Annotated in this window: 24 protein-coding genes; 11 read left to right on the forward strand and 13 right to left on the reverse strand. The window is 72.0% G+C overall.

Annotated features, from left to right (window positions below; genetic code table 11):
* The first annotated feature begins 405 nt into the window (after window positions 1-405).
* The 3 genes from AB5J73_RS44865 to AB5J73_RS44875 are packed head-to-tail and all read left to right on the forward strand — an operon-like array spanning window position 406 to window position 5,151.
* A complete protein-coding gene (locus tag AB5J73_RS44865; RefSeq protein WP_370973524.1) occupies window positions 406-1,359 on the forward strand; it encodes an AAA family ATPase in 954 nt (317 codons plus the stop codon).
* A gap of 28 nt (window positions 1,360-1,387) precedes the next feature.
* Window positions 1,388-2,662, forward strand: coding sequence for a DUF58 domain-containing protein (locus AB5J73_RS44870; protein WP_370965704.1), 1,275 nt, complete (start codon window positions 1,388-1,390; stop codon window positions 2,660-2,662).
* Window positions 2,659-5,151 (forward strand): transglutaminaseTgpA domain-containing protein, encoded by a 2,493-nt coding sequence (locus AB5J73_RS44875; protein WP_370965706.1) that lies wholly within the window; start codon window positions 2,659-2,661, stop codon window positions 5,149-5,151. Before AB5J73_RS44870 ends, AB5J73_RS44875 begins: the two co-directional genes overlap by 4 nt.
* A gap of 130 nt (window positions 5,152-5,281) precedes the next feature.
* Here AB5J73_RS44875 and AB5J73_RS44880 read toward each other — a convergent pair whose 3' ends face one another.
* From AB5J73_RS44880 to AB5J73_RS44890, 3 genes are all read right to left on the reverse strand, one after another.
* Window positions 5,282-5,686, reverse strand: a complete 405-nt coding sequence (locus AB5J73_RS44880) for a DUF3040 domain-containing protein (RefSeq protein WP_370965708.1) — start codon at window positions 5,684-5,686, stop codon at window positions 5,282-5,284.
* Window positions 5,687-6,408: 722 nt separating this feature from the next.
* Window positions 6,409-7,623 carry a DNA polymerase IV gene (locus AB5J73_RS44885; protein WP_370973526.1) on the reverse strand — a complete coding sequence of 405 codons (1,215 nt, stop codon included), beginning with the start codon at window positions 7,621-7,623 and terminating at the stop codon, window positions 6,409-6,411.
* 99 nt (window positions 7,624-7,722) lie between these two features.
* Complete coding sequence (locus AB5J73_RS44890; RefSeq protein ID WP_370965710.1) at window positions 7,723-8,451, reverse strand: methyltransferase domain-containing protein; 729 nt, start codon at window positions 8,449-8,451, stop codon at window positions 7,723-7,725.
* 106 nt (window positions 8,452-8,557) lie between these two features.
* On the opposite strand from AB5J73_RS44890, the gene AB5J73_RS44895 reads away from it, so the two are divergent.
* The 5 genes from AB5J73_RS44895 (at window position 8,558) to AB5J73_RS44915 (ending at window position 13,471) form a co-directional block, all read left to right on the forward strand.
* On the forward strand, window positions 8,558-9,451 hold the full coding sequence (locus AB5J73_RS44895) for a ParA family protein (RefSeq protein ID WP_370965712.1): 894 nt from the start codon (window positions 8,558-8,560) through the stop codon (window positions 9,449-9,451).
* Between the two features lie 3 nt (window positions 9,452-9,454).
* On the forward strand, window positions 9,455-10,264 hold the full coding sequence (locus AB5J73_RS44900; RefSeq protein WP_370965714.1) for a DNA-formamidopyrimidine glycosylase family protein: 810 nt from the start codon (window positions 9,455-9,457) through the stop codon (window positions 10,262-10,264).
* A 126-nt stretch (window positions 10,265-10,390) separates the two neighbouring features.
* A complete protein-coding gene (gene add, locus AB5J73_RS44905; protein ID WP_370965716.1) occupies window positions 10,391-11,437 on the forward strand; it encodes an adenosine deaminase in 1,047 nt (348 codons plus the stop codon).
* Between the two features lie 358 nt (window positions 11,438-11,795).
* Window positions 11,796-12,368: a GNAT family N-acetyltransferase gene (locus AB5J73_RS44910; protein WP_370965718.1), complete on the forward strand. Its 573-nt coding sequence runs from the start codon at window positions 11,796-11,798 to the stop codon at window positions 12,366-12,368.
* Between the two features lie 65 nt (window positions 12,369-12,433).
* Window positions 12,434-13,471 (forward strand): quinone-dependent dihydroorotate dehydrogenase, encoded by a 1,038-nt coding sequence (locus tag AB5J73_RS44915; RefSeq protein WP_370965720.1) that lies wholly within the window; start codon window positions 12,434-12,436, stop codon window positions 13,469-13,471.
* On the opposite strand, the gene AB5J73_RS44920 is transcribed toward AB5J73_RS44915, so the two are convergent.
* The 7 genes from AB5J73_RS44920 to rimO form a co-directional block, all read right to left on the reverse strand.
* On the reverse strand, window positions 13,443-14,849 hold the full coding sequence (locus tag AB5J73_RS44920) for an amidase family protein (RefSeq protein WP_370965722.1): 1,407 nt from the start codon (window positions 14,847-14,849) through the stop codon (window positions 13,443-13,445). The two genes, AB5J73_RS44915 and AB5J73_RS44920, sit on opposite strands and share 29 nt — an antisense overlap.
* A gap of 396 nt (window positions 14,850-15,245) precedes the next feature.
* A complete protein-coding gene (locus AB5J73_RS44925) occupies window positions 15,246-16,226 on the reverse strand; it encodes a hypothetical protein (RefSeq protein ID WP_370965724.1) in 981 nt (326 codons plus the stop codon).
* Window positions 16,227-16,257: 31 nt separating this feature from the next.
* Window positions 16,258-17,100 (reverse strand): PspA/IM30 family protein, encoded by an 843-nt coding sequence (locus AB5J73_RS44930; protein WP_370965726.1) that lies wholly within the window; start codon window positions 17,098-17,100, stop codon window positions 16,258-16,260.
* Between the two features lie 230 nt (window positions 17,101-17,330).
* Window positions 17,331-17,789, reverse strand: a complete 459-nt coding sequence (locus AB5J73_RS44935) for a helix-turn-helix domain-containing protein (protein WP_191984400.1) — start codon at window positions 17,787-17,789, stop codon at window positions 17,331-17,333.
* Between the two features lie 99 nt (window positions 17,790-17,888).
* Window positions 17,889-18,350, reverse strand: a complete 462-nt coding sequence (locus AB5J73_RS44940; RefSeq protein ID WP_370965728.1) for a CinA family protein — start codon at window positions 18,348-18,350, stop codon at window positions 17,889-17,891.
* 4 nt (window positions 18,351-18,354) lie between these two features.
* Window positions 18,355-18,996: a CDP-diacylglycerol--glycerol-3-phosphate 3-phosphatidyltransferase gene (gene pgsA / locus AB5J73_RS44945; protein ID WP_370965730.1), complete on the reverse strand. Its 642-nt coding sequence runs from the start codon at window positions 18,994-18,996 to the stop codon at window positions 18,355-18,357.
* Window positions 18,993-20,429, reverse strand: coding sequence for a 30S ribosomal protein S12 methylthiotransferase RimO (gene rimO, locus AB5J73_RS44950; protein ID WP_370965732.1), 1,437 nt, complete (start codon window positions 20,427-20,429; stop codon window positions 18,993-18,995). The genes pgsA and rimO overlap by 4 nt, the downstream gene beginning before the upstream one ends.
* 87 nt (window positions 20,430-20,516) lie before the next feature.
* Here rimO and AB5J73_RS44955 point away from each other — a divergent pair, with 87 nt between their 5' ends.
* From AB5J73_RS44955 to AB5J73_RS44965, 3 genes are all read left to right on the forward strand, one after another.
* Complete coding sequence (locus tag AB5J73_RS44955) at window positions 20,517-21,035, forward strand: amino-acid N-acetyltransferase (protein ID WP_370965734.1); 519 nt, start codon at window positions 20,517-20,519, stop codon at window positions 21,033-21,035.
* 422 nt (window positions 21,036-21,457) lie between these two features.
* Entirely contained in the window at window positions 21,458-21,892 is a 435-nt protein-coding gene (locus tag AB5J73_RS44960; RefSeq protein ID WP_370965736.1) for a phospholipase, read from the forward strand.
* 53 nt (window positions 21,893-21,945) lie between these two features.
* Window positions 21,946-22,551, forward strand: coding sequence for a nitroreductase family protein (locus AB5J73_RS44965; protein WP_370965738.1), 606 nt, complete (start codon window positions 21,946-21,948; stop codon window positions 22,549-22,551).
* Here AB5J73_RS44965 and AB5J73_RS44970 read toward each other — a convergent pair.
* Genes AB5J73_RS44970 through AB5J73_RS44980 form a run of 3 tightly spaced genes read right to left on the reverse strand, consistent with a single transcriptional unit; the run spans window position 22,544 to window position 24,784 of the window.
* Window positions 22,544-22,978, reverse strand: a complete 435-nt coding sequence (locus AB5J73_RS44970; RefSeq protein WP_370965740.1) for a hypothetical protein — start codon at window positions 22,976-22,978, stop codon at window positions 22,544-22,546. The two genes, AB5J73_RS44965 and AB5J73_RS44970, sit on opposite strands and share 8 nt — an antisense overlap.
* Before the next feature lie 40 nt (window positions 22,979-23,018).
* On the reverse strand, window positions 23,019-23,579 hold the full coding sequence (locus tag AB5J73_RS44975; protein ID WP_370965742.1) for an RloB family protein: 561 nt from the start codon (window positions 23,577-23,579) through the stop codon (window positions 23,019-23,021).
* A complete protein-coding gene (locus AB5J73_RS44980; protein ID WP_370965744.1) occupies window positions 23,576-24,784 on the reverse strand; it encodes an ATP/GTP-binding protein in 1,209 nt (402 codons plus the stop codon). The genes AB5J73_RS44975 and AB5J73_RS44980 overlap by 4 nt, the downstream gene beginning before the upstream one ends.
* Between the last annotated feature and the right edge of the window lie 4 nt (window positions 24,785-24,788).

Consider the following 24,788-nt stretch of genomic DNA (forward strand, 5'->3'; position numbering starts at 1 on the left):
TCTCCGTAGCCGGGCGACCTCGAAACGCAGCATACGACAGTGCGGGCCGTCAGCGGGAGCACCCAGAATCGGGTGACAACACACCCGTTCGGGGTATCGTCCCTGCTTGCGCAGTGTCATCAACCGCCGTGCCGGGCGTGATTCCCCCGGGTTCGCGGGGTTCCGGCCCCTGGTTCGCCCGGGTTTGACACACTGGATGGAAGGCTGGTCGCTGCGCGCGGACAGCAGCGATGGGGGCTTCGGCCCGGCGGTGCGCACAACGCGCGCGGCCACGCGCCACCAGGAGGTCGAGTGACGTCGAGAATCCAGTCTGCGGCGCCCGGATCGGGCGAGCAGGCATCCGGGCGGCCGCCTTACCCGGCGGAGTCCACGGGCAACGGCCGGGTCGCCGGCCGCCCCGGCAGAGTGTCGCTGGACGAGCTGCACGAGACCGCCCGGCGGATCGCCGCCAACGTGGAACGCGTGCTGGTCGGCAAGCCCGACGTCATCCGGATCGCGCTGGTCACCCTGCTCGCCGAAGGCCACCTCCTGGTCGAAGACGTGCCCGGCGTCGGGAAGACGTCGCTGGCCAAGGCGCTCGCCCGGTCGATCGACTGCACGGTCAGCCGCATCCAGTTCACCCCGGACCTGCTGCCGAGCGACGTCACCGGCGTCTCCATCTACAACCGCCAGTCCGGCGAGTTCGACTTCCGCCCCGGCCCGGTGTTCGCGAACATCGTGGTGGGCGACGAGATCAACCGCGCCTCGCCGAAGACGCAGTCGGCGCTGCTGGAGTGCATGGAAGAGCACCAGGTCACCGTCGACACCTCGACCTACCGCCTCGAGCAGCCGTTCATGGTGATCGCCACCCAGAACCCGATCGAGATGGAAGGGACCTACGCCCTCCCCGAGGCCCAGCGCGACCGGTTCACCGCGCGCGTCTCCATCGGCTACCCCGACCAGCAGGCCGAGCTGGCGATGGTCGACGAGCACGCCGGCCACAACCCCCTCGAAGAGCTGCAGCCGGTGTCCGACGGCGAAACCGTGCACCGCCTGATCGAGACGGTCCGCGCCGTGCACATCGCGCCGGAGGTCCGCCGGTACGCCGTCGACGTCGTCGCGGCCACCCGGCAGGTCCCGGAGATCCGGCTCGGCGCGTCCCCGCGGGCGACGCTGCACCTCGTCCGCGCGGCGCGGGCGCAGGCGGCGCTGTCGGGCCGCGACTACGTCGTACCGGACGACCTGCACACGGTCGCGGTCCCGGTCCTGGCGCACCGCCTGGTGCTGACCACCGAAGCCCACGCGGCGCGGCGGTCGGCGACCGACGTCGTGCGCGCGGTGCTGCACCGGGTGCCGGTGCCGCAGGGCTCCCGGCCCTGATCCGGCGCTCGAAGGGGAAGAGAACGGCATGCTGCGTGCCCTGTCCGGCCTGACCACCCGCGGCCGCTGCCTCCTGGCCGCGGGGATCGCGGCCGCGGTGTGCTCGTTCGTGCTCAACGAGCGCGACCTGCTGCGCGTGGCGGTGTTCGTGGTGGCGCTGCCGCTGCTGGTCGCCGCGTTCATCTCGGCGACCCGGCTGCGCATCGGCGCCACCCGCGTGCTGCACCCGCAGCGCGTCGCGGTCGGCGGCAACGGCGAAGTGCAGCTGGAGCTGTGGCGCAGCGGCCGGCTGCCGGCCGGCGAGATCCTCCTCGAGGATGGCGTGCCGTACGCGCTGGGTTCGCGGCCGCGGTTCGTCGTCGAGCGGCTCCCGCACGACCGCCGGGTCGCGCTGCGCTACCCGCTGCAGCCGGTGCTGCGCGGGGTCCAGCAGGTCGGGCCGCTGCGCGCGACCATCACCGACCCGTTCGGGCTGTGCGAGTTCGAGCGCGAGCTGATCGGGCACTCGCGGCTGGTCGTCGTGCCCCGGGTGGTCCCGCTGTGGGGCCTGCCGAGCGGCGCGGGGATCGGTGTCGGCGACGACGGCACCGTCCGGCTGCACGCCGGGCAGGGCGAGGCCGACGTGATCGTCCGCCAGTACCGGCAGGGCGACGACCTGCGGAAGGTGCACTGGCGCTCGACCGCGCGCCGCGACGAGATCATGGTGCGCGTCGAAGAACGGCCGTGGCGCGGCGGCACCACCGTGCTGCTCGACCACCGCGCGGCCGCGCACCACGGCAGCGGCCCGGCCGCCAGCCTGGAGTGGGCGGTGTCGTTCACCGCGTCGGCCGCGCTGCACCTGCGCCGGTCCGGGCACCGCGTCCGGCTGGTCAGCGAGCACGGGATCACCCTCGCCGACACCCCCGGCGAAGGCGGCGACCACTACGACAACGTCCTGCTCGACGCGCTGGCCGCGCTGCAACCGGCGCACCAGCGGGACATCACGCTGGCCGGCGACCCCGGCGAGGGCCAGGAGCTGATCGCCGTGCTCGGCACCGTCAGCACCGAAGCCGTCCACGAACTGACCCAGTACCGCCCGCGCGGCATCCGCAGCCTCGCCGTCCTGCTCGACACGCCCACCTGGTCGGCGGGCGTGAGCGCGCCCGAACAGCGGGCCGCCGCCACCGAAGACTCGGCCGCGCTGCTGCGCGCGTCGGGCTGGGGCGTGGTGGTCGCCGGGCCGGGCTCGCCGATGCCGCAGGTCTGGGCCGAGCTCAGCCGCAGCGGCGCCCGCGGCCACACGCTGATCGGCGGTCAGCGATGAGCACTTCCGCACCCCCGCGCCCGGCGCGCCCGTCTTCTCAGCACCCGCTGTCGGCCTGGCGGAGCAGCCTGCTCGCCCCGGCCGCCGCCGGTATCGCGACGCTCTGCGCGGCGACGTCGGTGACGAGCGTCGTAGCCGGCCTGGCCTGGTTCGGCTACCTGTTCGTCGCGGTCCTGCTGATCGCCGCGACCGGGCTGGCGCTGCGCTCCCTGCAGGTGCCGACCGTCCTGGTCGGCCTCGGCCAGCTGCTGGTGCTGCTGTTCCTCATCACCGGCGCGTTCACCACGAACGGGATCCTGCAGGTGATCCCCGGCCCGGACGCGTTCGAAGAGATCGGCACGACGCTGTCCGCCGCCGCCGAGCAGATCCGGGTCGGGCTGCCGCCGGTCGAGGGCAGCCAGCCGATCCTGTGCCTGGTGACGATCCTGATCGGCCTGGTCGCCGTCCTGGTGGACACGCTCACGGTGGCCGCCGCGGCGCCGGCCGCGACCGGGCTCGTGCTGCTCTGCGTCTACGCCGTGCCGGCCGCGCTGAGCGAGGAAATGCTGCCCTGGTGGACGTTCCTGCTCGGCGGGGCGGCGTTCGCCGGTCTGCTGGCGGTCGACGGCAACCACCGGCACCGGCGCTGGCGGACCCGGGAAGCGCCGGGCCGCAGCGGCAAGCAGGGCGTGCTGTCCGCGCCGGTCGCGGTCGTCAGCGCGGCGATCGTGCTCGGCCTGTTCGGCGGCGCGATCACGTGGGTCGGCACGGTCGGGCGGATCCCCTTCGGCGCCAGCGGGAACGGCGCCGGCGCGGGCTCCGGCGGGTTCGGCATCCAGCCGTTCACCGAGCTGCGCGGGATGCTCGACCAGGGGTCCAACCGCGAGCTGTTCAAGGTCCGCGGCCTCGGCACCGACCGGCGGCTGATGCGCGCGATGACGCTGGACACCTACTACCCCAACAAGGGCTGGGGCCTGCACGACGAAGGCCGTTCGCAACAGGGCGTCCCGGTCGGGCCGCAGCTGCCGGCGGCGCCGGGCGACGACGGCAACGGCGCCGCGCGGAAGATCGACGTCGAGCCGGCGAGCTGGCGGGACAACTGGCTGCCGGTGTACGGCGCGCCGCGGGTGATCGACGGCGCGGGCAACGGCTACCTCTACGACCAGGTCAGCGGCACGGTGTTCACCACGCGCAGCGAAACCCCGCCGTCGTACACCGAATACGCGTCGCTGAAGGAACCGACGGCCGCCGAACTGCGCGTGACCCCGCGCGTCGACGACCTGCCGCCGCGCTACACGGAACTCGACCGGGTCGACGAGCGCGTCCGCGCGAAGACCCAGCAGCTGACCGCGGGGGCGGCGAACGACTTCGACCGCGCGTCGGCGATCTGGCGGTACTTCACGGCGCAGAACGGCTTCGTCTACGACACGAAGACCGCGCCGGCCAACGACGCGGACGCGCTCGCCGACTTCATCCTCAACGGCAAGCGCGGCTTCTGCGAGCAGTTCGCGTCGGCGATGGCCGTGATGCTGCGCGTGGCGGGCATCCCGTCGCGGGTGGCGATCGGCTTCACCCCCGGCGTCCAGGTCAACGACTACCTGTCGATCAGCACCCAGGACGCGCACGCGTGGGTCGAGGCGTACTTCGGCGACAAGGGCTGGGTGACGTTCGACCCGACCCCGCTGTCCGACGGCCGCGGCATCACCCCGCCGTACCTGCAGGCCGGCCCGCAGGACGGCAACCAGCCCGACGACACCCAGGTGGCGCCGAGCACGGTCCAGTCGAGCGCGGCGCCCACCGGCGTCCCGCGCGACACCGGGCAGAACCTCCCGGAGCAGGGTCCGGCGCAGACCGACACGGGCGTGCCGGGCTGGGCCTGGGTGCTGGTGGCGGTGCTGCTCACGCTGGCGGTGCTGACGACGATGCAGGTGATCCTCGCGGGCCTGCTCTACCGGAGACGACCGGAAGCCGAGCCGGAGAGCGTGCCGGCGCTGACCGGGTTCCGCGCGGTGCTGAAGAACTGGATGCCGCTGATCTCCACCGCGCTGTGGGTGGCGGTGCTCGGCGTGCTGACCTGGCTGGTGGCCTGGTGGTTCAGCCTGCTGGTCGTGCTGCTGCTGGCCGGCCTGCTGGGCCCGTCGGCGGCGCGCGACGTCGGCAGGCGACGGCGGCTGCAGGAGATCGTCGGCCACCGCCCGGGCGCGGCGGACGCGGCGTGGTCCGAGCTGCGCGCCGAGTGCGCGGACCGCGGCCTGCCGATCCCCCCGAGCGACACGGTCCGCGTGGCCGGCCAGAAGCTGGCGGCGAAGCACCACTTGGACGACGAGGGCCGCGAGGGTCTTCGCACGGTCATCGGCGTGGTGGAGCGGTCCTGGTACGGCGGCGAGGGCGAAGGCGACCCGAGGCTGCCCTCGGCGTTCGACCACCTCCGGCGGAGCCTGCACCGCAACGCGCCGCTGTCCTGGAAGGGCCGGCTGTTCCCCAAGTCTCTGTTCCGCAACCGCGACTGAAGTCCTTCACCCGGCCGGGGGTCACCCGCTGTCACCGCTGTGGGTGACCCGCCGGGGCCGGGCGTAAGAGCACACAAGAAGATCCGCGTCCGGCCTGGTGGCCGGACGCGGATCTCGTGGTCTTGCGGCGCTACTGCTCCTCGAAGCGCTGGCGGAAGCGCTCTTCCATCCGCTGGGTGAAAGAACTGCGGCGCCCGGGTTGCTTGCCCCCGCGGGTGCCCGATCCACCGCCCTTGCCGTCCCCGTCGGCGGCGTGCCGAATCGATGTGACGGCCATCATGACCCCGAAGAACATCACGAGGAACCCGAGCACGCTGATCAGCGGGATGTCGGCCACCCGGAACTGCGGCACCACCACGCCCAGCACCAGCAGGGCCACGCCCACTACGAACAGGGCGATGCCCTGAATACGCCGTCGGCGAGCGGGGCGACGCAACCGGGTGCCACGCACCGTGGATGCGAACTTGGGGTCCTCGGCATAGAGCTCGCGCTCGATTTGATCGAGCAGCCGCTGCTCATGCTCGGAGAGTGGCATCTTTCCTCCTCCGGCACAGCTGTCGCGGGCGCCGGGCCGCGCAACGTCCTGGACCCAACAGCCAACCCCAGGCGGGGTGGCACTGTCCAGGATACGAGGCCCGCGCCCGCACGACTACCCGATCCCGCATCCAGAAGGGATCGAATTGGGCTAAATCCCGCCGGAGGGGCGTTGCGGACGGTCACCATGGCCCATCGTGACCGGTTGACGGCTTGTGCGGCGATGTGGGGGAAGGGGCACGAGCGGAAGATCACCTTCCGTGAACGGCCGGCAGAGGGCGGGCTCGGAGGCCCGGCTCGCGGCCGGCCGAGGGCTGGCGGCCGGGCGGCGGCAGACGAGCGGGTGGCGGGTGGCGACCGACCGACGGGTGGCGGCAGGCGGCAGGCGACCAGGTGTGGCGGCAGGCGACCGGGTGGCAGGCCAGCGGCCAGCGACCGGGTGGCAGACCGGCGGCCGGCGAGTGGGTGGCGGCAGGCGGATAGCTGGCGGCGGGAAAGTTGCCGAGCGCGCCCCAGGGCTCCAGCTTCCGCCAGGTGACCGAGCCGCCGCACCACCCGCCGCGCGTGCGGTTCAGCGGCCTGGCGGCTGCACGCCGGCCGGTGCCGCGGCCTCCGGCGGGCCGGCCGGAAGGGTGCGGGCCCGGCCGTAGAGGGCAGCGCTCCACCCACCGCCATGGCGCTCACCGCACCAACCCGCCCGATCAGATCATCCGCGCGCCGCCCTCACCGATCCCGCGGTGCCAGGAGCGACGCCGGTCGCACCGCTGCCGAACCGAACTTGGACCTCGCCACGTCTGCCGCCACCTCGGCGTCGCGCCAGTGCGGGGCCGGGGAGTCGAACAGCAGCTGCTCCCCCACCTCGCCGGTGTCCAGGCCCTCCACCCGGACGCCGATCAGCCTGACCGCCCCCGTCGGGGCGTGCTCCGCCAGCAGCGACACCGCCACCGCGTGGATCTCCCGCGCCACGTCGGTCGCCGACACCAGCGTGCGGGCGCGGGTGATCGTCCGGAAGTCCGCGAAGCGCACCTTGATCGACACCGTCCGGCCCCGGACGCCCCGCTCCCGCAGCGTCGCGCCCACCCGGGACGCCAGGCGCAGCAGCTCCAGGCCCACCTCGGCCCGGTCGTGGCGGTCGACGTCGAACGTGTGCTCCGCGCCGATCGACTTCTCCGGGGAGTCGACCACCACCCGGCGCTCGTCGACGCCGTGCGCGAGGCGGTAAAGGTGCTCGCCGACCGCCGTTCCCAATGACTTCTTCAGGCGCTCCGGCGGGAACGCCGCCACGTCCGCGATCGTGTCCAGGCCGAGGCGCCTCAGGTGCTCCTCGGTCCGGGCGCCGACGCCCCACAGCGCCGAAACCGGCAGCGGGTGCAGGAAGGCCAGGGTCTCCGCCGCGGGGACGACGACCATGCCGTCCGGCTTCGCCATGCCCGAAGCCAGCTTCGCCACGAACTTGACCTTCGCCACGCCGACCGAGCAGGTGATCCCGTGCTCCGCCTCGACCCGCGCCCGGATCTGCGCGCCCAGCGAAGCCGGCGTCGCGCCCAGGCGGCGCAGCGCTCCGCTGACGTCCAAGAACGCCTCGTCCAGGCTCAGCGGCTCGACCAGCGGGGTCAGCTCGCGGAAGATCCCCATCACCCCGCGCGAGACCTCGCCGTACAGGCCCGAGGTCGGCGGGATGTTGATCAGGTGCGGGCAGAGCCGCTTGGCGGTCGAGAAGGGCATCGCCGAGCGCACGCCGAACTTGCGCGCCGGGTAGTTCGCCGCCGCCACGACCGCGCGCGGGCCGCCGCCGGACACGACGACCGGTTTGCCCGCCAGCTCGGGGCGGGTCCGCAGCTCGACCGACACGAAGAACGCGTCCATGTCGACGTGCAGCATCCCGCAGCCGGCGTCGTCCGGCGCCGGCTCACCCGGCCGGACGCGGAACCGGGCCATCCCGCCCGGCAGTTCAGCATTTCGCCCCACGCCACGGACGCTACCGGGCACCACCGACAATTCCCGGCCGCCCGAACCGCGACGGCCGGAATCCGCCGGTCAGGCCGGGGGCCGCGCCACGGCGTGCAGGCGGCCCGCGATCTCGCGCAACGCCGGGGTGGCCGCCGCCGCGCGCTCGAAGTCCGCCAGGTCGTCCTCGCGGACGTCGCCGGTCACCAGGTCCGAGATCACCCGGTCGCCCTGCAGCAGCGTCACGTCCAGGCCGGCGGCCTCCAGCCCGGCGCGCAGGCCCGCCGCGTCGAATCGGCGCAGCACCGTGTCGCCCGCGACGACGCCGTGCGCGCTCTCGAGCAGCTGCCGGGCCTCGCCGACGCGGCCGGAGAGCGCCCGGTGGAGGACCGCCGCGTGGCGGTTGGCGACCAGGACCGAGACCGCGCCGCCCGGGGCGACCGCCGTGGCCAGCGCCGTCAGCACCGCCGCCGGGTCGTCGACGATCTCCAGCAGGCCGTGCGCCAGCACCAGGTCGGCCGAGCCGGCCTCGACGTGCCTGCCGAGTGCGTCCGAGTCGTCCGCGATCACCGTGATCAGCTCGGAGACGCCCTCTTCCTCCGCCCGGCGCTGCAGCGTGGCCAGCGCGTTCGGGCTCGGCTCGACGACCGTCACCCGGCAGCCCGCCGCCGCGAACGGCACCGCCCAGCCGCCGCTGCCGCCGCCCACGTCGACGACGCGGGGGTGTTCGACGCCCCGGGCGCGGGCGGCCTTCAGCTCGGCCTCGAGCACCCGGCGAACGGCGCCCGAACCCCGGGCGGCCACGGTCTCCGTCTTCATGCCGCACAGGGTAGTGCCCGCCCCCGCCCGCCTCCCCGGCTCCTCCCTTCGAGTGAACGCCCCTTGCCCGACGGCGCGCCTCGCCCACACCCGTAGGCTGGTCGTCGTGCACACGGTCGCCGTACTCAGCCTCAAGGGAGGCGTCGGCAAGACGACGGTCGCTCTCGGTATCGCCTCCGCCGCCTTGCGTAGGGGCACGCGGACGCTGGTGGTCGACCTCGACCCGCAGGGCAACGCCACCACCTCGCTCGACCCGCCGTTCACCGACGCCACCCTCGCGGACGTGCTCGAATCCCCCACCCGGGAGATGCTCGCGCGCGCGATCGCGTCCAGCGTCTGGAGCGAGGACGTCGACGTCCTCGTCGGCACCGAAGAGCTGGAGCTGCTCAACGACCCCGACGCCGACAGCGAGCGGCTGGCGAACTTCTCGCGCGCGCTCGACGAGCTGCACCACGAGCCGCTGGGCGAGCTGCCCTACGAGCTGGTGATCCTGGACTGCCCGCCGTCGCTGGGCCGGCTGACGAAGTCGGCGCTGGTCGCCGCGGACAGCGCGCTCATCGTCACCGAGCCGACGATGTACGCCGTCGCGGGCGCGCACCGGGCCCTGGAGGCGATCGAGAAGGTCCGCAAGGACCTCAACCCCCGGCTGCGCCCGATCGGCGTGCTGGTCAACAAGCTGCGCGTGCGCTCCTACGAACACCAGTTCCGGATCGCCGAGCTGCGCGAGAACTTCGGCTCGCTGGTGATGCCGACGGCGATCACCGACCGCCTCGCGGTGCAGCAGGCGCAGGGCGCGTGCAGCCCGATCCACGAGTGGCACTCCCCCGGTGCCCAGGAGATCGCGCTGACGTTCAACATGGTGCTGGCGAAGATCCTGCGCTCGAACCGGGCCGGGCGGCACCGCGTCGCCGGCGAAGAACCCGAGGGCCCGGACTGGCCCGAAGGCCCGGCGCCGGAGACGCCCGAGGCACCGGCCGAGGTGTCCGAATCGGCGGGGTGAACCGTGCCCGAAGGTGACACCGTCTACCTCGTCGGGAAGCGCTTCGACCGGGCACTGGCCGGGAAGACGTTGCTGCGCGGGGAGTTCCGCGTCCCCCAGCTGGCCACTGTGGACCTCGCCGGGCGCGAGGTGCTCGGCGTCGGCACGGTCGGCAAGCACCTCTTCACGCGCTTCTCCGGCGACCTGACGCTCCACTCGCACCTGCTGATGGACGGCATGTGGGACGTCTACGCGGCGGGCGCGAAGTGGCGGCGGCCCGGGCACCACGCCCGCGTGCTCCTCACCGCGGCCGACGTGCAGGTGATCGGCTTCCGCGTGCACGACCTCAAACTCGTTCCCACGCCGAAGGAACACGACCTCGTCGCCCACCTCGGCCCGGACCTGCTGGATCCACAGTGGACGGAAGAGCACGCGGAGCGCGCGGTCGCGAACCTGACCGCCGATCCGGACCGCGAACTCGGGCTCGCGCTGCTCGACCAGCGGATCATGGCCGGTGTCGGGAACCTCTACAAGTGCGAGATCGCCTTCCTGCTCGGGGTCACGCCGTGGGTTCCGGTGTCCGAAGTGGACGCTGTGACCACGGTCGCGCTGGCCCGCAAGCTGTTGCTGGCCAACGCCCGCTCCGGCCGCTTCGACCAGAGCACCACCGGCCACCTCGACCGCAACCGGAAGAACTGGGTCTACGAGCGGACCCGCCAGGGCTGCTTCCGCTGCGGCGGCCGGCTGCTGGTCCGCACCCAGGGCCACGACGTCCAGCGGCGCCCGACCTGGTTCTGCCCGAAAGACCAGGCCGGGCCCTACCCGCCGCAGTAGACTCGCTCCCGTGACGACGTTCAAGCTCCCGCTCTACGGGGCCGACACCGAACGCGGCGACCTCGCTCCCTGAGCCGCGCGCGCCCGAAGCCCGTCACCCCCCAAGCCCTCCCAGGGAGCTTCGTCATGCCCGAAATCCTGACCGGGCCGGCGTTGCGCGCCTTCGCGCACGCGCTGCCCAAGGTCGAACTGCACGTCCACCTGGTCGGCTCGGCGAGCCTGCCGACCGTGCTCGAACTGGCCCGGCGGCGGCCGGCCGCCGGCGTCCCCACCGACGAGCGCGAGCTCGCGGAGTTCTTCACCTTCCGCGACTTCAGCCACTTCCTCACCGTCTACCTCGCGGTCACCTCCCTGGTCCGCGACCGCCACGACGTCCACACGCTGGTGACCGGCCTGGCCGCCGACCTCGCCGCGCAGACCTGCCGCTACGCCGAGGTCACCGTGACGCCGTACAACCACCTGCTCGACGGCGTGCCCGGCGACGAACTCCTGTCCGGGCTGGAAACCGGCCGGGCCCGCGCCGCCGAACTGGGCGTGGAACTGGCCTGGTGCTTCGACATCCCGGGCGAAAAGGGGGTGCGCGCCGGCCGGGAGACGCTCGTGTTCGCGCTGCGCGAACGCCCTGAGGGCCTGGTGTCCTTCGGGCTGGGCGGCCCGGAGCCGGGGGTCGGCCGCGCGCAGTTCGAGCCGTTCTTCACGCGGGCGCGGGAGGCCGGGCTGCACAGCGTCCCGCACGCGGGTGAAACCACCGGCCCGGCCACGATCTGGTCCGCGCTGCACGACCTCGGCGCCGAGCGGATCGGCCACGGCACCAGCTGCGCCGCCGACCCGGCCCTGCTCGAACATTTTGCGGCGCACCGGATCCCGCTCGAAGTGTGCCCGACGTCGAACGTCCGGACCGGACAGGTCGGCAGCGTCGCCGCGCACCCGGTGCGGCGCATGCTCGACCACGGAGTCGTCGTCACGCTCAACACCGACGACCCGCCGATGTTCGGCGCCACGCTGACCGGCGAGTACGTCGCCGTCGCCGAAGCGCTCGGGCTCACCGCGGCCGAGCTGGCCCGGCTCGCGGGGAACGCCGTCGACGCGTCCTTCCTCGGTGAGCGGCGCAAAGCCGGTCTGCGGAGTGAGATCGCGAAAATGACATTGCCGGACCCCGGGAGCTTCGCCTAGCGTGGAAGTACACGAGAGAGGAGGTGGTCCAAAGTTGTATTCCAACAGGACTCGTGAGGTGGCTGTCCGCTAGCGGATGGCACGTGGAGGACTTTGAGCAGCGCTACAGCTGAGCCACCTTCTGGCTCATCGCCTGCTCCACGTGATGCCTGATAGCGAATACCAGGCAGTCACCGTGCCCCCGGGGTTCCCGAGCACCAGTCCGGCTCGGGCTCAAGCGTTTGACGGCGCTTGAGAGGCACCCCGGGGGTTCCTCATCTGCGCAGGTCATGCCACCCGGCGTCGCGGGACGACCGTCCGGCGATCAGCGTTTCCCCGTTCTGTCCCCCGGACGGCTGAAGGTCGCTAGCCTGGACGCATGCTCAGGCCCGACTACCCGATCACCACGGATCGGCTGCTCCTGCGCCCGTTCACGCCCGGCGACCTCGACGCGCTGAACTCCTTCCAGTCCCGCGCGGACGTCGCCCGCTACCTCTACTGGGGCCCGCGCAGCCGTGCCGAATCGGCCGCCGCGCTGGCGAAGCGCGTCCACAGCTCGACGCTGACGAAGGAAGGGCAGTTCCTGGCCGTGGCGGTCGAACTGGCCGCGACCGGGCAGCTGATCGGCGACCTGAACCTCGAGTGGCTCAGCAGCGAGCACCGCCAGGGCGAGATCGGGTTCGTCTTCCACCCGGACCACCACGGCAAGGGCCTGGCCGCGGAGGCGGCGACCGAACTGCTGCGGCTGGCCTTCGAAGACCTGGGGCTGCACCGCGTGGTCGGCCGGTGCGACGGCCGCAACACCGCGTCCGCCACCCTGATGGAACGCCTCGGGATGCGCCGGGAAGCGCACCTGAAGGAGAACGAGATCGTCAAGGGCGAGTGGACCGACGAGCTGATCTACGCGATGCTCGAAGACGAGTGGAAGGACCTCCGGGCCGCCGGCGCGTAGTGGCCGCTTTCACGTGAAAGTGGCGCTCCGGTCGCGGGCCGCGGGCGGTTTGGCAGCATGGGGGCGTGTTCTTCGACAAGATCGTCCGCCCGGCGCTGTACCGGCTGTCCTACCACGACCCCGAGCTGGTGCACGAGCGCACGATCGGCGTCCTTTCCCGGCTCGGCAAGGTCGCGCCCGCGCTCGGCGGCGCCCTCCGCGTCGACGACCCGGTGACGGTGCTGGGCCTGCGCTTCCCCAACCGCGTCGGCCTGGCCGCCGGGATGGACAAGAACGGCCGCGCGCTGGCCGCGTGGGCCGCGCTGGGCTTCGGCTTCGTCGAGGTCGGCACGGTGACGCGGCTGGCGCAGCCGGGCAACCCGAAGCCGCGGCTGTTCAGCCTCCCCGCGAGCGACGCGGTCATCAACCGCATGGGCTTCAACAACGACGGCGCCGAAGCGCTCGCGGCCAAGCTGGCCCGCGCCGGCAAACCCGGCGTCCCGCTGGGGGTCAGCATCGGCAAGTCGAAGGTGACGCCGCTCGAAGACGCCGTCGAGGACTACCGGTTCTCGCTGCGGGCGCTGTACCCGTACGCGGACTACTTCGCGATCAACGTCAGCTCCCCGAACACGCCGGGGCTGCGGCAGCTGCAGGACCGCGCCGCGCTGGCCGAGCTGCTCGGCGAGCTGCGTTCGACGTCGGCGGAGCTGGCCGGCGCGGGCACGCCGACGCCGCTGCTGGTGAAGGTCGCGCCCGACCTGACCGACGACGCGCTGGGCGAGCTGCTGGAAGTCGCGGTCGAGCACGGCGTCGCCGGGATCATCGCGACGAACACGACGCTCTCCCGCGACGGCATCGCGGCCGCGGAGAGCGGCCTGGCCGGACAGGCGGGAGGGCTGTCCGGCCGGCCGCTGACGACCCGCGCGGCCGAGGTCGTGCGGTTCGTGCACGACCACACCGGCGGGAACCTGCCGATCATCGGCGTCGGCGGCGTCCTGGGCCCGGACGACGCGCTCCGGCTCGTGGACGCCGGTGCGTCGCTCGTGCAGCTCTACACGGGTTTCGCGCTGCACGGGCCGGGCCTGGTGCGCCGGGTCAGCCGGGGTCTCGCGGCCCGGCGGTAGAAGCGAACCGGACGTACCCGCGCCAGGACTCGTAGCGGTCCAGGCCGGGCCCGTCCGCGGCGAGGCACCGGACGGCGAGCGGGGCGGTGCCGTCGTCCAGCTCGACGCGGTCGAGCACGAAGGGTTCCTTGAGCGCGGCGGCGAACCGTTCGAAGGCGGCCGGGGAGAGCCGCCAGCGTTCGCCGTCGAGCACGGCGCCGCCCGCCAGCACGCCGGGCTGCGGCGGCTCGGTGCCCAGGAGCACCATCCGGTAGCCCTCGATGGTCCGGACCGGTCCGCCGAACCGGGCGCCAAGGCCGGTGAGCTCCCCGTTGAGCGGCTGGCCGCGCAGGTGCGCGCCGAACACGACCACGTCTTCGCCCGGCTCGGGGTAGGGCGTCATCGGCTCGTCCGTGCACACGGTCGCGAGGTCGAGGGCGATCTGGTCCTCGAACGCCCGCGTCAGGAAGGTGACACCGAAGGGGCGGCGGTCGCCCGGCAGCACCGGGACGGACACCGCGGCCACGTCGAGCAGGTTCGCGAACGCCGTGCACGAGGCCAGGCGGTGGCCCACCCCGGCCGGGTCGGCCAGCGCCTCGGCGATCCCGGGGTGCTCCGGCACGGTGGGCACGACGAGGGCGTCGAACCCGTCGAACCCGGGCTCCCGCGCGGAAACCGGGATGAGCACGGCCCCCGACGCCCGCAGCCGGGCGACGACGGTTTCGAGCGCCAGGCGCGCCCCCTCGCCCAGGGGCAGGTCGGCGGGGTAGGCAATCCGCGGGTGCTCGCCGGCCCCGAGGCGGACGTCGGCGGGCCAGGACCGCTCGCCGCCGGTCATCAGGGTGAGCGCGCGGTGCGCCGGGACCAGGCCGTTCGAGTACACGGAGACGCCGTCGGGGGCGGGCAGCAGTCCGCGCGTCGGCTGCACGGCGGCCACGGCGTTCAGCGCCGCGGGGACGGGTCCCCCGGTGCTCAGCGCCAGGTCGACGATGCCCAGCGCGACGGCGACCCCCGCCCCGCTGCCACCGGCCCTGGTGCGGTCCCACGCGCCGGAAACCATGGCGGCACCGGTCTTGCCGAGCACGATGGCCCCCGCGGCGGTGAGCCGGGCGACGACCGTCGCGCTGGTTTCCGGGACGCCGCTCGCGGACCGCTGCCCGGCGACGTCGATCAGGTCCGGCACGGCGACGACGGTGCCGGCCAGCGGGAGGTCTTCCCCGGCCTTGACGCGTTCGTCGACGGTCTTGGCGTCGACGAGGACGTCTTCGACGGCCCGGAGGGTGGTCCAGATTTCGGGGCGGCCGGCTTCGGTGATGCGCTCGAAGGCGGCGATGACGCGGTGCGAGGCGGTGGGCGGGGTGACCGGCACGGGGTCCGGGTCCGGCGGGAGCGTGTTCACGGGGCGTCCTTTCCTCGGCGGGTCGAGAAAGTCCACTGTGTACGGTCGGCGCCGGCGAACCTCAGTGCACGGCGGGCCTCCCGGCGAGTGACACCTCTGCATGCATGACAGAAACGTTAGTTCGCGGACGTTTCCGTCGCGATCAGTTTCCGATTACGCGCGTGTTTCGGCACCAAGAGGTGAACAGGGCGCGACGCCGGGGTGAAACGCACGATCACGCACGCCGGGTGACGAACGGGCGGAACGCCCGGGCGGGCGCCCCCGAACGGCGGAGCGGGACCCCCGGATGGCGCAGCGGGAGGCGGATTCGCGTGATCGTCGGGAAAATCGTGGGATCCGCGTGGGATCAGCCGGATTCCGCCTCGGCGCACGGGCCAGCCGAGCGGAATCGCATGGTCAGGAGAGCTCGCGCAGCGCCATCGCGAGCCCCGCCAGGCGGTCCGTCGCGTCGGTGAGGTCCTGCTTCGACGTCACCAGGCCGTCGCTGGAGGCGGCGACGGTGTGGCCCGCCGCGGCGACCAGGCCGCGGTAGCCCTCGATGCCGTCGTCGAGCTGTTCGCGGAGCTTGCCGACCGCCGCGTCCAAAGCGGCCTTCTCCCGAGCCGGCGCGGAGTCGCGGCCGCGCTCGATCGCCTGGATGCGGGCCGCGAGGCCGCGCAGCGCCACCGCCGCTTCGCTCGCCGTCTGCCGGGCGTCCGCGACGGACACCTCGGACACCGGGACCGTGCCCACCGGAGAGGGCACCGAAAGCTGGCGCAGCAGCTCGCCCAGCGACGCTTCGCACTCGGCGAGCCGTTCCATGGGTTCACGAGCCGCCGACCGGGCGGGTGGCAGCGGCGGCGGTCCGGCCGGCGCCGCCGGGATGGGGGTGCGCTTCAGGTCGCGCAGCTTGAGGCCGGACCGGACGCTGAACGTGCCGAAGATGACGACCCCGGCGAACGCCGTGATCGCCTGCGGCATCATCGCGGCGCCGGTCGGGCTGATCCAGCCCACGGCGGCCGCCACGGTGACGACGCCGCACAGGATCGTGAGGAGGATCCACAGTGTCAGGGCCTTCGCCGTCCGGCGCTTGCGGCGTTCGAGCTTCGCGGCCGGGTGGTTCCAGCGGTCCCACTTGGCCCGGGCCTCGGCGAACGCCGGGACCTGGTTGGCCATCGACGACAGCGAAGCCGTCATGTCGGGCCGCCGCACCGGCGGCCGCTGCAGCGGGTTGGGGCGGGCGGGCTTCCCGCCGGCCTGGTCGGCCGGCGGGAAGTACTTCTGCACCTTCTGGAGCTTTTCCTGGGCGCGCACGGCGTAGTCGGGCAGCTTCTCGATGTGCTTCTCCAGCTTGGCGCTCAGTTCGCCGAAGTCACGCCGCTTGCCCTGCTGCCCCATGCTCGCCCCCTCTTCGATCCGGTCGCCCGCGTCAGGCCGGGTTCTTGCCCTGCTCGGCCTGCACGCGCGCCTGGATCTCGCGCTGGATGTCCGCCGAGCTGCTCGCCGGCTTCTGGGCCGCCGCGCCACCGTCGGTCACCTGCGCGACCGAGTCACCGCGCATCGACGCGCGGATCTGCTCGAGGCGCGAGTGGCCCGCCAGCTGCGTGGTCGAGGCCTGGACCTCCATCATGCGCCCCTGGACCGAGTTCTGGGCGAGCTCCGCCTGCCCGAGCGCCGTGGTGTAGCGCTTCTCGATCTTGTCGCGGACCTCTTCCAGCGACGGCGTGTTGCCCGGCGCGGCCAGCTGGCTCATCTGGTTCAGCGAAGCGGAGACCTGCTCCTGCATCTTCGCCTGCTCCAGCTGCGAGAGCAGCTTGGTGCGCTCGGCCAGCTTCTGCTGCAGCATCTGCGAGTTGCGCTCCACGGCCTTCTTGGCCTGGGCCGCCGCCTGCAGCGACTGGTCGTGCAGCGTCTTCAGGTCCTCGATGTTCTGCTCGGCCGTGACGAGCTGCGTCGCGAAGCTCTCCGCGGCGTTCTCGAACTCGACGGCCTTCTGCTCGTCACCCTTGGTGCGGGCCTCGTCCGCGAGGACGAGCGCCTGCCGGGTGGACGCCTGCAGCTTTTCGACGTCGCCGAGCTGCCGGTTGAGCTTCATCTCCAGCTGCCGCTGGTTGCCGATCACGGAGGCGGCCTGCTGCGTCAGCGCCTGGTGGTTGCGCTGCGCCTCCTCGATGGCCTGCTGGATCTGTACCTTCGGGTCGGCGTGTTCGTCGATCTTCGACGAGAACGCCGCCATCATGTACTTCCAGAACTTCACGAACGGGTTGGCCATCTCCTCCGCCTGCCTTCTTGCGTCCCACGGGCCTTGAGTACTCGGGGTGGGGCGTCGCTCCCCTGCTTCTGCAACGCACCGACCCCGGCGTTGGGTTCCATCGTGTCAGGTCGGCCACGTCCGTTCCAGGCGACCCGGCGGAATTCAGGGATCGCCCTGATCACCCCGAGTAGGCAACGCGAACGGCCCCGGGCGGGTTGCCCGGGGCCGTCGTCGTGTCCGACCTGTGACTATGCGGCGATGGTCGAGGCCAGCTTGGGCTGGCCGATCGTCGTCCGCAGGGTGGTGTTCATCCTCGGTGCCGGGGAAACCCGCAGGTCGGCGAGGTCGTTCCCGATCAGCTCGGACATCAGGCGACCGCCCTCGATGCCGGCCGCCGAAGCCTCGGCACCCCGCTTTTCCCGGGGCGCGCCTTCCACGATCCGCTCGTCGACCGGTGCGACCTCGACGGTGTCGAGGGCCGAAACGTCCGCCGCCACGTTGTGCAGCAACTCGCCGAGCGGAAGGTCCAGGGCCTGGCAGATGGACGCGAGCAGCTCGCTCGACGCCTCCTTCTGGCCCCGTTCCACCTCCGAGAGGTAGCCGAGGCTGACCCTGGCGGCGCGGGAGATGTCGCGCAGCGTACGACGCTGGTTGGTGCGGGCATGACGGAGCCGATCACCGATCGCCTCACGCAACAGCACGGTCATCACGCGCCTCCCTTCCGTACAAGTACCCCCTACGTTACCCAGAGCGGTGCCCTGGGCGCAGGAGTTGGTGTGCCCGTACGCCAAGGGCGAACGCCCGATTCACGTCAGATGTTCCCCGAGCAGGGCAAACGCGGCCTGGACCGATCGGGTCCTGATCAAGTCGCGATCCCCGCTCAAGGCCAGGGTACGGACTGTACGTGTTCCCCGCCCGGCCAGCCCGACGTGCACTGTTCCGGGCTCGACGCCGTCCTGCGGCGACGGGCCCGCCACCCCGGTGAGCCCGAGGCCCCAGGTGGCCCCGCACCGCTCGCGGGCACCCTCGGCGAGCTGCGCGGCGACCTCGGGGTGGACGGCGCCGTGCTCGGCCAGGAGACCGGCGTCGACGCCGGCGAGGACGGTCTTGAGTTCGGTGGCGTAGACCACGAGCCCGCCACGCAGGACCGCGCTGGCGCCCGGCACCGTCGCCAGGGTGGCGCAGACCAGCCCGGCGGTCAGCGACTCGGCCGCGGCGACGGTCTCGCCCCGCGCGGTCAGGGTCGCGACCAGCTGCCGCGCCTCCACCCGCTCAGCTCCCGGTGACCCGGCGCCCGGCCGCGCGCAGCCGGATCGCGCGGACCAGGTAGTCCACGCCGGTCACCACGGTCAGGACCAGGGCCAGGCCCATCAGCGACCAGCGGACCGGGTCCGCGCCCGCCGGCAGGGGCAGCAGGTACGCCACGATGGCCGCGATCTGCGCCATCGTCTTCGCCTTCCCCCCGCGGCTCGCCGGGATCACGCCGTGGCGGATCACCCAGAAGCGCAGGAGCGTCACGCCGATCTCGCGGACCGCGATGACGATCGTGACCCACCAGCCGAGTTCGCCCAGGACGCTCAGCCCGACCAGCGCGGCGCCGGTCAGCGCCTTGTCGGCGATCGGGTCGGCGATCTTGCCGAAGTCGGTGATCAGGCCGTACTTGCGGGCCACCCAGCCGTCCAGCTGGTCGGTCGCCGACGCGATGGCGAACAGGCCGGTCGCGATCGCGCGCCAGGTCGTGTCGTGGCCGTCGCCGACGAACAGCGCGACGACGAACAGCGGCACCAGCACCAGCCGCGACAGCGTCAGCAGGTTCGCCACGTTGAGCGTCGGGACCGGGGTCGGCTCGGGGACCTGGGCGGGAGCGTCGCGGGTCAGGCCTTCGTCGGCGGCGTCGCTGGGGAGCGCACTCACCGGTCGGCGTCCGGTACCGCGCGGACGATCAGGTCGACACCCGCCGAGTCCACGACCTCGCACCGCAGGAAGTCGCCCACCTGCACCTTCTCCGGCGCGTCGAGGATCACGCACTCGCCGTCGACCTCGGGGGCCTGGTGCGCGGCGCGGCCGGTGAGCTCGCCGTCGTCGTCCAGCTCGACCAGCACGTCGACGAAGGTGCCGATCCGGTCCTCGGCGCGCTGCGCGGTCAGCTCCTCGACCAGCGCCGAGATCCGCGTGACCCGCTTCGCCACCTCTTCGGCGTCCAGCTTGCCGTCGAAGCCCTCGGCCTCGGTGCCGTCCTCGTCGGAGTAGCCGAAGACGCCGACCGCGTCGAGGCGCGCGCCGGTCAGGAAGCGCTCGAGCTCGGCCAGGTCGTGCTCGGTCTCGCCGGGGAAGCCGACGATCACGTTGGTCCGGATGCCCGCTTCGGGCGCGTACTCGCGGATCTGCTCGGTCAGCGCCAGGAACGAGTCGGTCGAGCCGAACCGGCGCATCCGGCGCAGCACCTGCTCGCTGGAGTGCTGGAACGACAGGTCGAAGTACTCCGCGACGCCCGGCGTGGTGGCGATGGCCTTGACCAGCTGGGGGCGCGTCTCGGCCGGCTGCAGGTAGGAGACGCGGACGCGCTCGATGCCCTCGATCTCCGCCAGGCGCGGCAGCAGGCGCTCCAGCGCGGTGGCGCCGTCGCGGCCGAAGTCCTTGCCGTAGGACGTCGAGTTCTCGCTGACCAGGAACAGCTCCTTGACGCCGTTTTCGGCCAGCCACATCGCTTCGGCGACGATCTCGTCGGGCTGCCGCGAGACGAAGGAGCCGCGGAACGACGGGATCGCGCAGAACGAGCAGCGCCGGTCGCAGCCGGAGGCGATCTTCAGCGCGGCCACCGGCGAGTCGTCGAGGCGCGTGCGCAGCACCCGGGGCCCCCAGCCGTGCTGCGCGTGCCCCGGGACCTCCACGGTCTCCGCGGCGGCGGGCCGCTGGACCGGGCTGATCGGCAGCAGCTTGCGGCGGTCGCCGGGGGTGTGCGAGGCGATCTTGCGGCCGGCGACGACGTCGTCGAGCCGGGCCGAGAGGTCGGCGTAGTGGTCGAAGCCCAGGACAGCGTCGGCCTCGGGGAGGCTGTCGGCGAGCTCGTGGCCGTAGCGCTCGGCCATGCAGCCGACGGCGACGACCTTCTTGCCGGTGTCCGACGCCGCCAGCAGCGTGTCGACCGAGTCCTTTTTGGCCGATTCGACGAAGCCGCAGGTGTTGACCACCACGACGTCGGACTCTTCGGGATCGGCCGCCAGCTCCCAGCCGCCGGCCGCGAGCCGGCCCGCCAGCTCCTCCGAGTCGACCTCGTTGCGGGCGCAGCCCAGGGTCAGCAGGGAGACGCGTCGGGTGGCGGCTGGGTCAGTGGCAGGGGAAGGCACGACGTTCAGGGTAGCCGCCGGGTGCACGCGGCTTGACGACGGCGTAGCCCGGTCGTGTCGCCGCGCACCACAGGCGATGTGGCAGGCTTGACGATCGTGCCGTCCGACTCCCCCAGCCCGACCGTCCGCCGCGCGCGGATCGCCGACGTCCGCAAGATCAAGACCCTCGTCGACTCGGACGCCGGGCGCGTCCTGCTGGAGAAGGACCTGGTCACGCTGTACGAGGACGTCCAGGAGTTCTGGGTCGCCGAGGTGGGTGACGAGGTGGTCGGCGCGGCCGCCCTGCACGTGCTCTGGGAGGACATCGCCGAGCTGCGCACGGTGGTGGTCGACAAGGCGGTCCGCGGCCAGGGCGTCGGGCGGGTGCTGGTGGCCCGGCTGGTCGAGGAGGCCCGTGAGCTCGGTCTCCGCCGGCTGTTCGTGCTGACCTTCGAGACGAGCTTCTTCGCCGGGCACGGGTTCGTGGAGATCGACGGGACGCCGGTCTCGCACGAGGTGTACGAGGAGATGCGGCGCTCGCACGACACGGGTGTGGCCGAGTTCCTCGACCTGCCGTACGTGAAGCCGAACACACTGGGCAATTCGCGGATGCTGCTGCAGCTCTGAGCCACCCCTAGCCGGCGCTCGCCCGTCCGAGCACGCGTCGCCGTGGTCCCGGAAGAACGTCATGAACGAGTCGTTCATGACGTCTGGCGCCGGGGTCCCCGCAAAGTCGTGGCCGCGCGGTCCGCCCGGCGTCGCGGGAACGTCATGAAAGGGTCGTTCATGTCGTCTGGCGAGGTGAACGACCCTTTCATGACGTGGTGGGCCGCTGTGGTGTCGCGAATGGGTCCGGCGTGGTGAACGAGTCGTTCATGACATCGGGACCGTCCGGGCGCGCAACCCCTAAGTCATCTGGCCAATTCCCACCTAGGGGGCGAAGTCAGGGGGAAATTTTCCCGACAACATCCTTTCGGGCGGTGACCTGCACCACTGCGCTGGCCGAAGCTGATCGGGCACCAAGTCACTCGATCGGCAAGGAAGCAACGATGCGCACGACACTGCGGAACCTGGGGGCCACCGTGGCGGTGGCCGTGACTGTCGGCGGAGGCGTCCTCGCGGGCGCCGGCACCGCGGCGGCCGTCGACATCCCGACGGTCACCGACCAGTACCTCTTCTCCACGTCCCTGTCCGGGTTCGAGTCGATCCGGAACCAGGCGCCCTACTCCGGCCAGCTCGACTGGTCGTCGGACGGCTGCTCGTGGTCGCCGGACACGCCGTTCGGCTGGCAGTTCCTGCCCGGCTGCCACCGGCACGACTTCGGCTACCGCAACTACAAGAAGCAGGGCCGCTTCACCGAGGCGAACCGGCTGAAGATCGACGACAACCTCTACAGCGACCTGAAGAGCGTCTGCGGGTCCAACGTGGCCTGCAAGGGCGCCGCCTGGACGTACTACCAGGCGGTCCGCAAGTTCGGCGGCTGAGCCGTCCCCCTGGCCCCGGGTGCGCTCGCGCGCGCCTGGGCCAGGATGGGGGCATGGAGATCGATCACCTGCTCAGCACGACCCGCGCGGTGCGCCGCAAGCTCGACCTCGACCGGCCGGTCGAACCCGGGGTCGTCGAGGAGTGCCTGAACCTGGCGCTGCAGGCGCCGACGCCCGGCAACGTCCAGGCCTGGCGCTGGCTCGTGGTGCGCGACCAGGAGGTCAAGAACCGGCTCGGCGTGCTGTTCCGCGAGGTCGGTGAGGCCTACCTCGCGACGAAGACCGGCGACCCGCGGGCGCTGGCGTCCGGGCAGCACCTGATCGACGTGATCGAGCGCGTCCCGGTGTTCGTGATCCCGGTCCTGCAGGGCCGCCCGACCGGCGACAACGCGGCCGACGCGGCCTTCTACGGCGGCATCTTCCCAGCGGTGTGGAACCTCCAGCTGGCCCTGCGCTCGCGCGGCCTGGGCTCGACGCTCACGACGTACCACCTCTCCCGCGAGGCCGAGGCGGCCGAGATCCTCGGCATCCCGGACGGCCACACGCAGGCCGGGCTGCTGCCGGTGGCGTACACGACGGTGCCGGACTTCAAGCCCGCGCCGCGGACCCCGCTGTCCGAGGTGGCCTACCAGGACCACTGGGGCACGCCGCTCAGCTGATCCGGACCGTGGCCTGCCCGCCGTCGTCGCTGACCGACACCAGTTCGATCCGGCTGGCCGCGAACGACGTCGCCTGCGGGCCGGTGCGCGGGCCGCTGTGCAGCTCGGCCGTGGTGCTCTCGCCGCGGCCGGGCTCCTTCAGCAGGAACGCCAGCGTGGCTTCCCCCTGCCAGATGCACGTCATGTTCGGGCGGCACCGCGAGTCCGCGACGACCCGGGTGTAGCGCACGGTCAGGTCCTTGCCCTGCACGGCGGCTTCCTGCCCGAGCCGCAGGGTGACGTCGTGGCCCGCCGGGGCGCTCACCGTCGGCGACGGTGGCGCGGCGGAGCCGGGGGCGACGGGCTGCCCGGTGGCGACCGAGCTCCCGGCGCCCACCGTGACGACGGCGAAGGCGAACAGTCCGGCTACGAATCGCTGTAGGTCCACGTGTTCAGGACGGAACGGACCCGGCGGCGGGTTGCACCGGCTAGTTGATCTTCTCGATCAGCCTGCCGACCTGGGTGGACGGGTTGCGGCCATGCCCAGCGTCGGGATGGCGTGCTCGTTCGACGGCCACGTCGACCCCGTCCGCGTAGTCGTTGAACCGCAACGCCGACTTGCGATAGCCGGGAACATGTCGAAGGAGCCGTTTCTCCACGTCCCCGCAGCAGGTCAACGGTGCTACGCACGCCTCGAAGTGCAGCAACAACCAGTATTCGAAACACGGGTTCGAAACCGCCAGATTCACCTGAAGCCGGCCCGCCGTCTCCACGGCCTTGTCCAGGTCGAACTCATCGACGTCGACGACACACCAGACTTCGTCGTACCCCGCTTCGCGACTTGCGAGCCCGGCCGCGTACCTGACGACGGTCTCGGGATCCGCCGGTTTCGCCTTGATTTTCACCGTGACGGCCGGATTTCGCCGGAGTCGCTTCAACCCGTCGAAATAGGCCGGTTCGGTCGCCGCCGCTCCGCAGACGACGAGGATCGACAAACGCGGGTCCCGGAACGGCGCCCTGCGCCGCCTGCTGTTTTCGCGACGGTTCATCGGTTGCGCAGCGCCTCCGCGAAGTCACCCAGCACCGGCACGGCACCATAACTGCCCGCGAGATAACGCCGCTCGGTGTTCTGGTCCTTGCGCGGTTTGAAGTCGGTGAGCGGATAAAGACTGCTCGCGCCCTGCGCGTCCCGGTCGACGAACCAGATCTGGTCCCGGTCGAGCACGTGCTCACCGAGCATGCTCCCGAGCAGACTGGTGTCGTGCGTGGTGAAGATCAGCTGCGCGCCCTTGGGGTTCACGTCGGCATCCTGGAACAAGCCCACGAGTTTCGCCGTCAGCAGCGGGTGCAGGCTGGCGTCGATCTCGTCGACCAGCAGGACCAACCCCCTGTCCAGCGCCGAAAGCACCTGCGGCAGAAGCCCGATCCAGTTGCGCGTCCCCGAAGACTCGTCATCAAAGTCGAACGGCTCCCGAGCGGCACCGTGGAGCAGCTTCAGTTCCAGGTCGAACTCACCAGAACGGCGCCGATGCGAGCCCTCCCGCTCCTTCACGACCACATCGACGATGCCGATGTCGGCGACACTGAGCAGGGAAACCATGCGTTGCCGGTGTTCCGGGTTCCGGAGCAGGTGGTCGCCGACGACCCACTGCAAGTATTCCGAGTCGAACCACCCGCCGCCCAAGCCGTTGACCAGCAACCCGGAAGTGAACCACCGGTAGACCGGCATCAGCGGACCGAGTTCGAGCCGGTCGCACACGCTGAGGAACAGCGCCGTCGGCCGGATCAGCTCTTCCAGGACATCCAGCTTCGGCTTGGAATCGGCCACCGTGGTGCCGAACTTGATGCCTTCCCGGCCACGCTCGAAGACGACTCGCTTCCTCTTCTCCGGATAGGAGTACAGCCACTCCTCGACTACTTCGTACCCGTCCAGGAGGAAGCCGTAGGTGTACGCGACACCTTCGGCGATCAGTTCGAACACGAACGTGGACGGCCGTGGTTCCGCCTCGGGATCCAACCGGAAGGGGTCCTGAACGGCCACGATGTCGTGGCGACCGGGGAGGTGCCGGTTCATGACGGCCCGCATCACCATGGCCATGGCTTTGAAGAGGTTCGACTTGCCGGACGCGTTGGCGCCGTAGACAGCGATCACCGGCACCGCGGGCCGATCGTCGCCCGGCAGCGCCGGCATCAGGAGGAGCTCCTGCTCGTCCCGGAACGAACGGTGGTTGCCCAGCCGGAAGCTCAGCAGCACCCTG

Source organism: Amycolatopsis sp. cg9 (assembly GCF_041346945.1).
GTDB lineage: Bacteria > Actinomycetota > Actinomycetes > Mycobacteriales > Pseudonocardiaceae > Amycolatopsis.

Excerpts from the sequence above, each read along its gene's own strand:
- AB5J73_RS44925 (WP_370965724.1), bottom strand. The coding sequence starts at position 16,226 with ATGGGGCAGCAGGGCAAGCGGCGTGACTTCGGCGAACTGAGCGCCAAG.
- AB5J73_RS44875 (WP_370965706.1), top strand. The coding sequence starts at position 2,659 with ATGAGCACTTCCGCACCCCCGCGCCCGGCGCGCCCGTCTTCTCAGCAC.
- add (WP_370965716.1), top strand. The coding sequence starts at position 10,391 with ATGCCCGAAATCCTGACCGGGCCGGCGTTGCGCGCCTTCGCGCACGCG.
- AB5J73_RS44930 (WP_370965726.1), bottom strand. The coding sequence starts at position 17,100 with ATGGCCAACCCGTTCGTGAAGTTCTGGAAGTACATGATGGCGGCGTTC.
- AB5J73_RS44975 (WP_370965742.1), bottom strand. The coding sequence starts at position 23,579 with ATGAACCGTCGCGAAAACAGCAGGCGGCGCAGGGCGCCGTTCCGGGAC.
- AB5J73_RS44935 (WP_191984400.1), bottom strand. The coding sequence starts at position 17,789 with ATGACCGTGCTGTTGCGTGAGGCGATCGGTGATCGGCTCCGTCATGCC.
- AB5J73_RS44885 (WP_370973526.1), bottom strand. The coding sequence starts at position 7,623 with ATGGCCCGGTTCCGCGTCCGGCCGGGTGAGCCGGCGCCGGACGACGCC.
- AB5J73_RS44890 (WP_370965710.1), bottom strand. The coding sequence starts at position 8,451 with ATGAAGACGGAGACCGTGGCCGCCCGGGGTTCGGGCGCCGTTCGCCGG.
- AB5J73_RS44960 (WP_370965736.1), top strand. The coding sequence starts at position 21,458 with ATGCGCACGACACTGCGGAACCTGGGGGCCACCGTGGCGGTGGCCGTG.
- AB5J73_RS44965 (WP_370965738.1), top strand. The coding sequence starts at position 21,946 with ATGGAGATCGATCACCTGCTCAGCACGACCCGCGCGGTGCGCCGCAAG.
- AB5J73_RS44880 (WP_370965708.1), bottom strand. The coding sequence starts at position 5,686 with ATGCCACTCTCCGAGCATGAGCAGCGGCTGCTCGATCAAATCGAGCGC.
- AB5J73_RS44870 (WP_370965704.1), top strand. The coding sequence starts at position 1,388 with ATGCTGCGTGCCCTGTCCGGCCTGACCACCCGCGGCCGCTGCCTCCTG.
- AB5J73_RS44910 (WP_370965718.1), top strand. The coding sequence starts at position 11,796 with ATGCTCAGGCCCGACTACCCGATCACCACGGATCGGCTGCTCCTGCGC.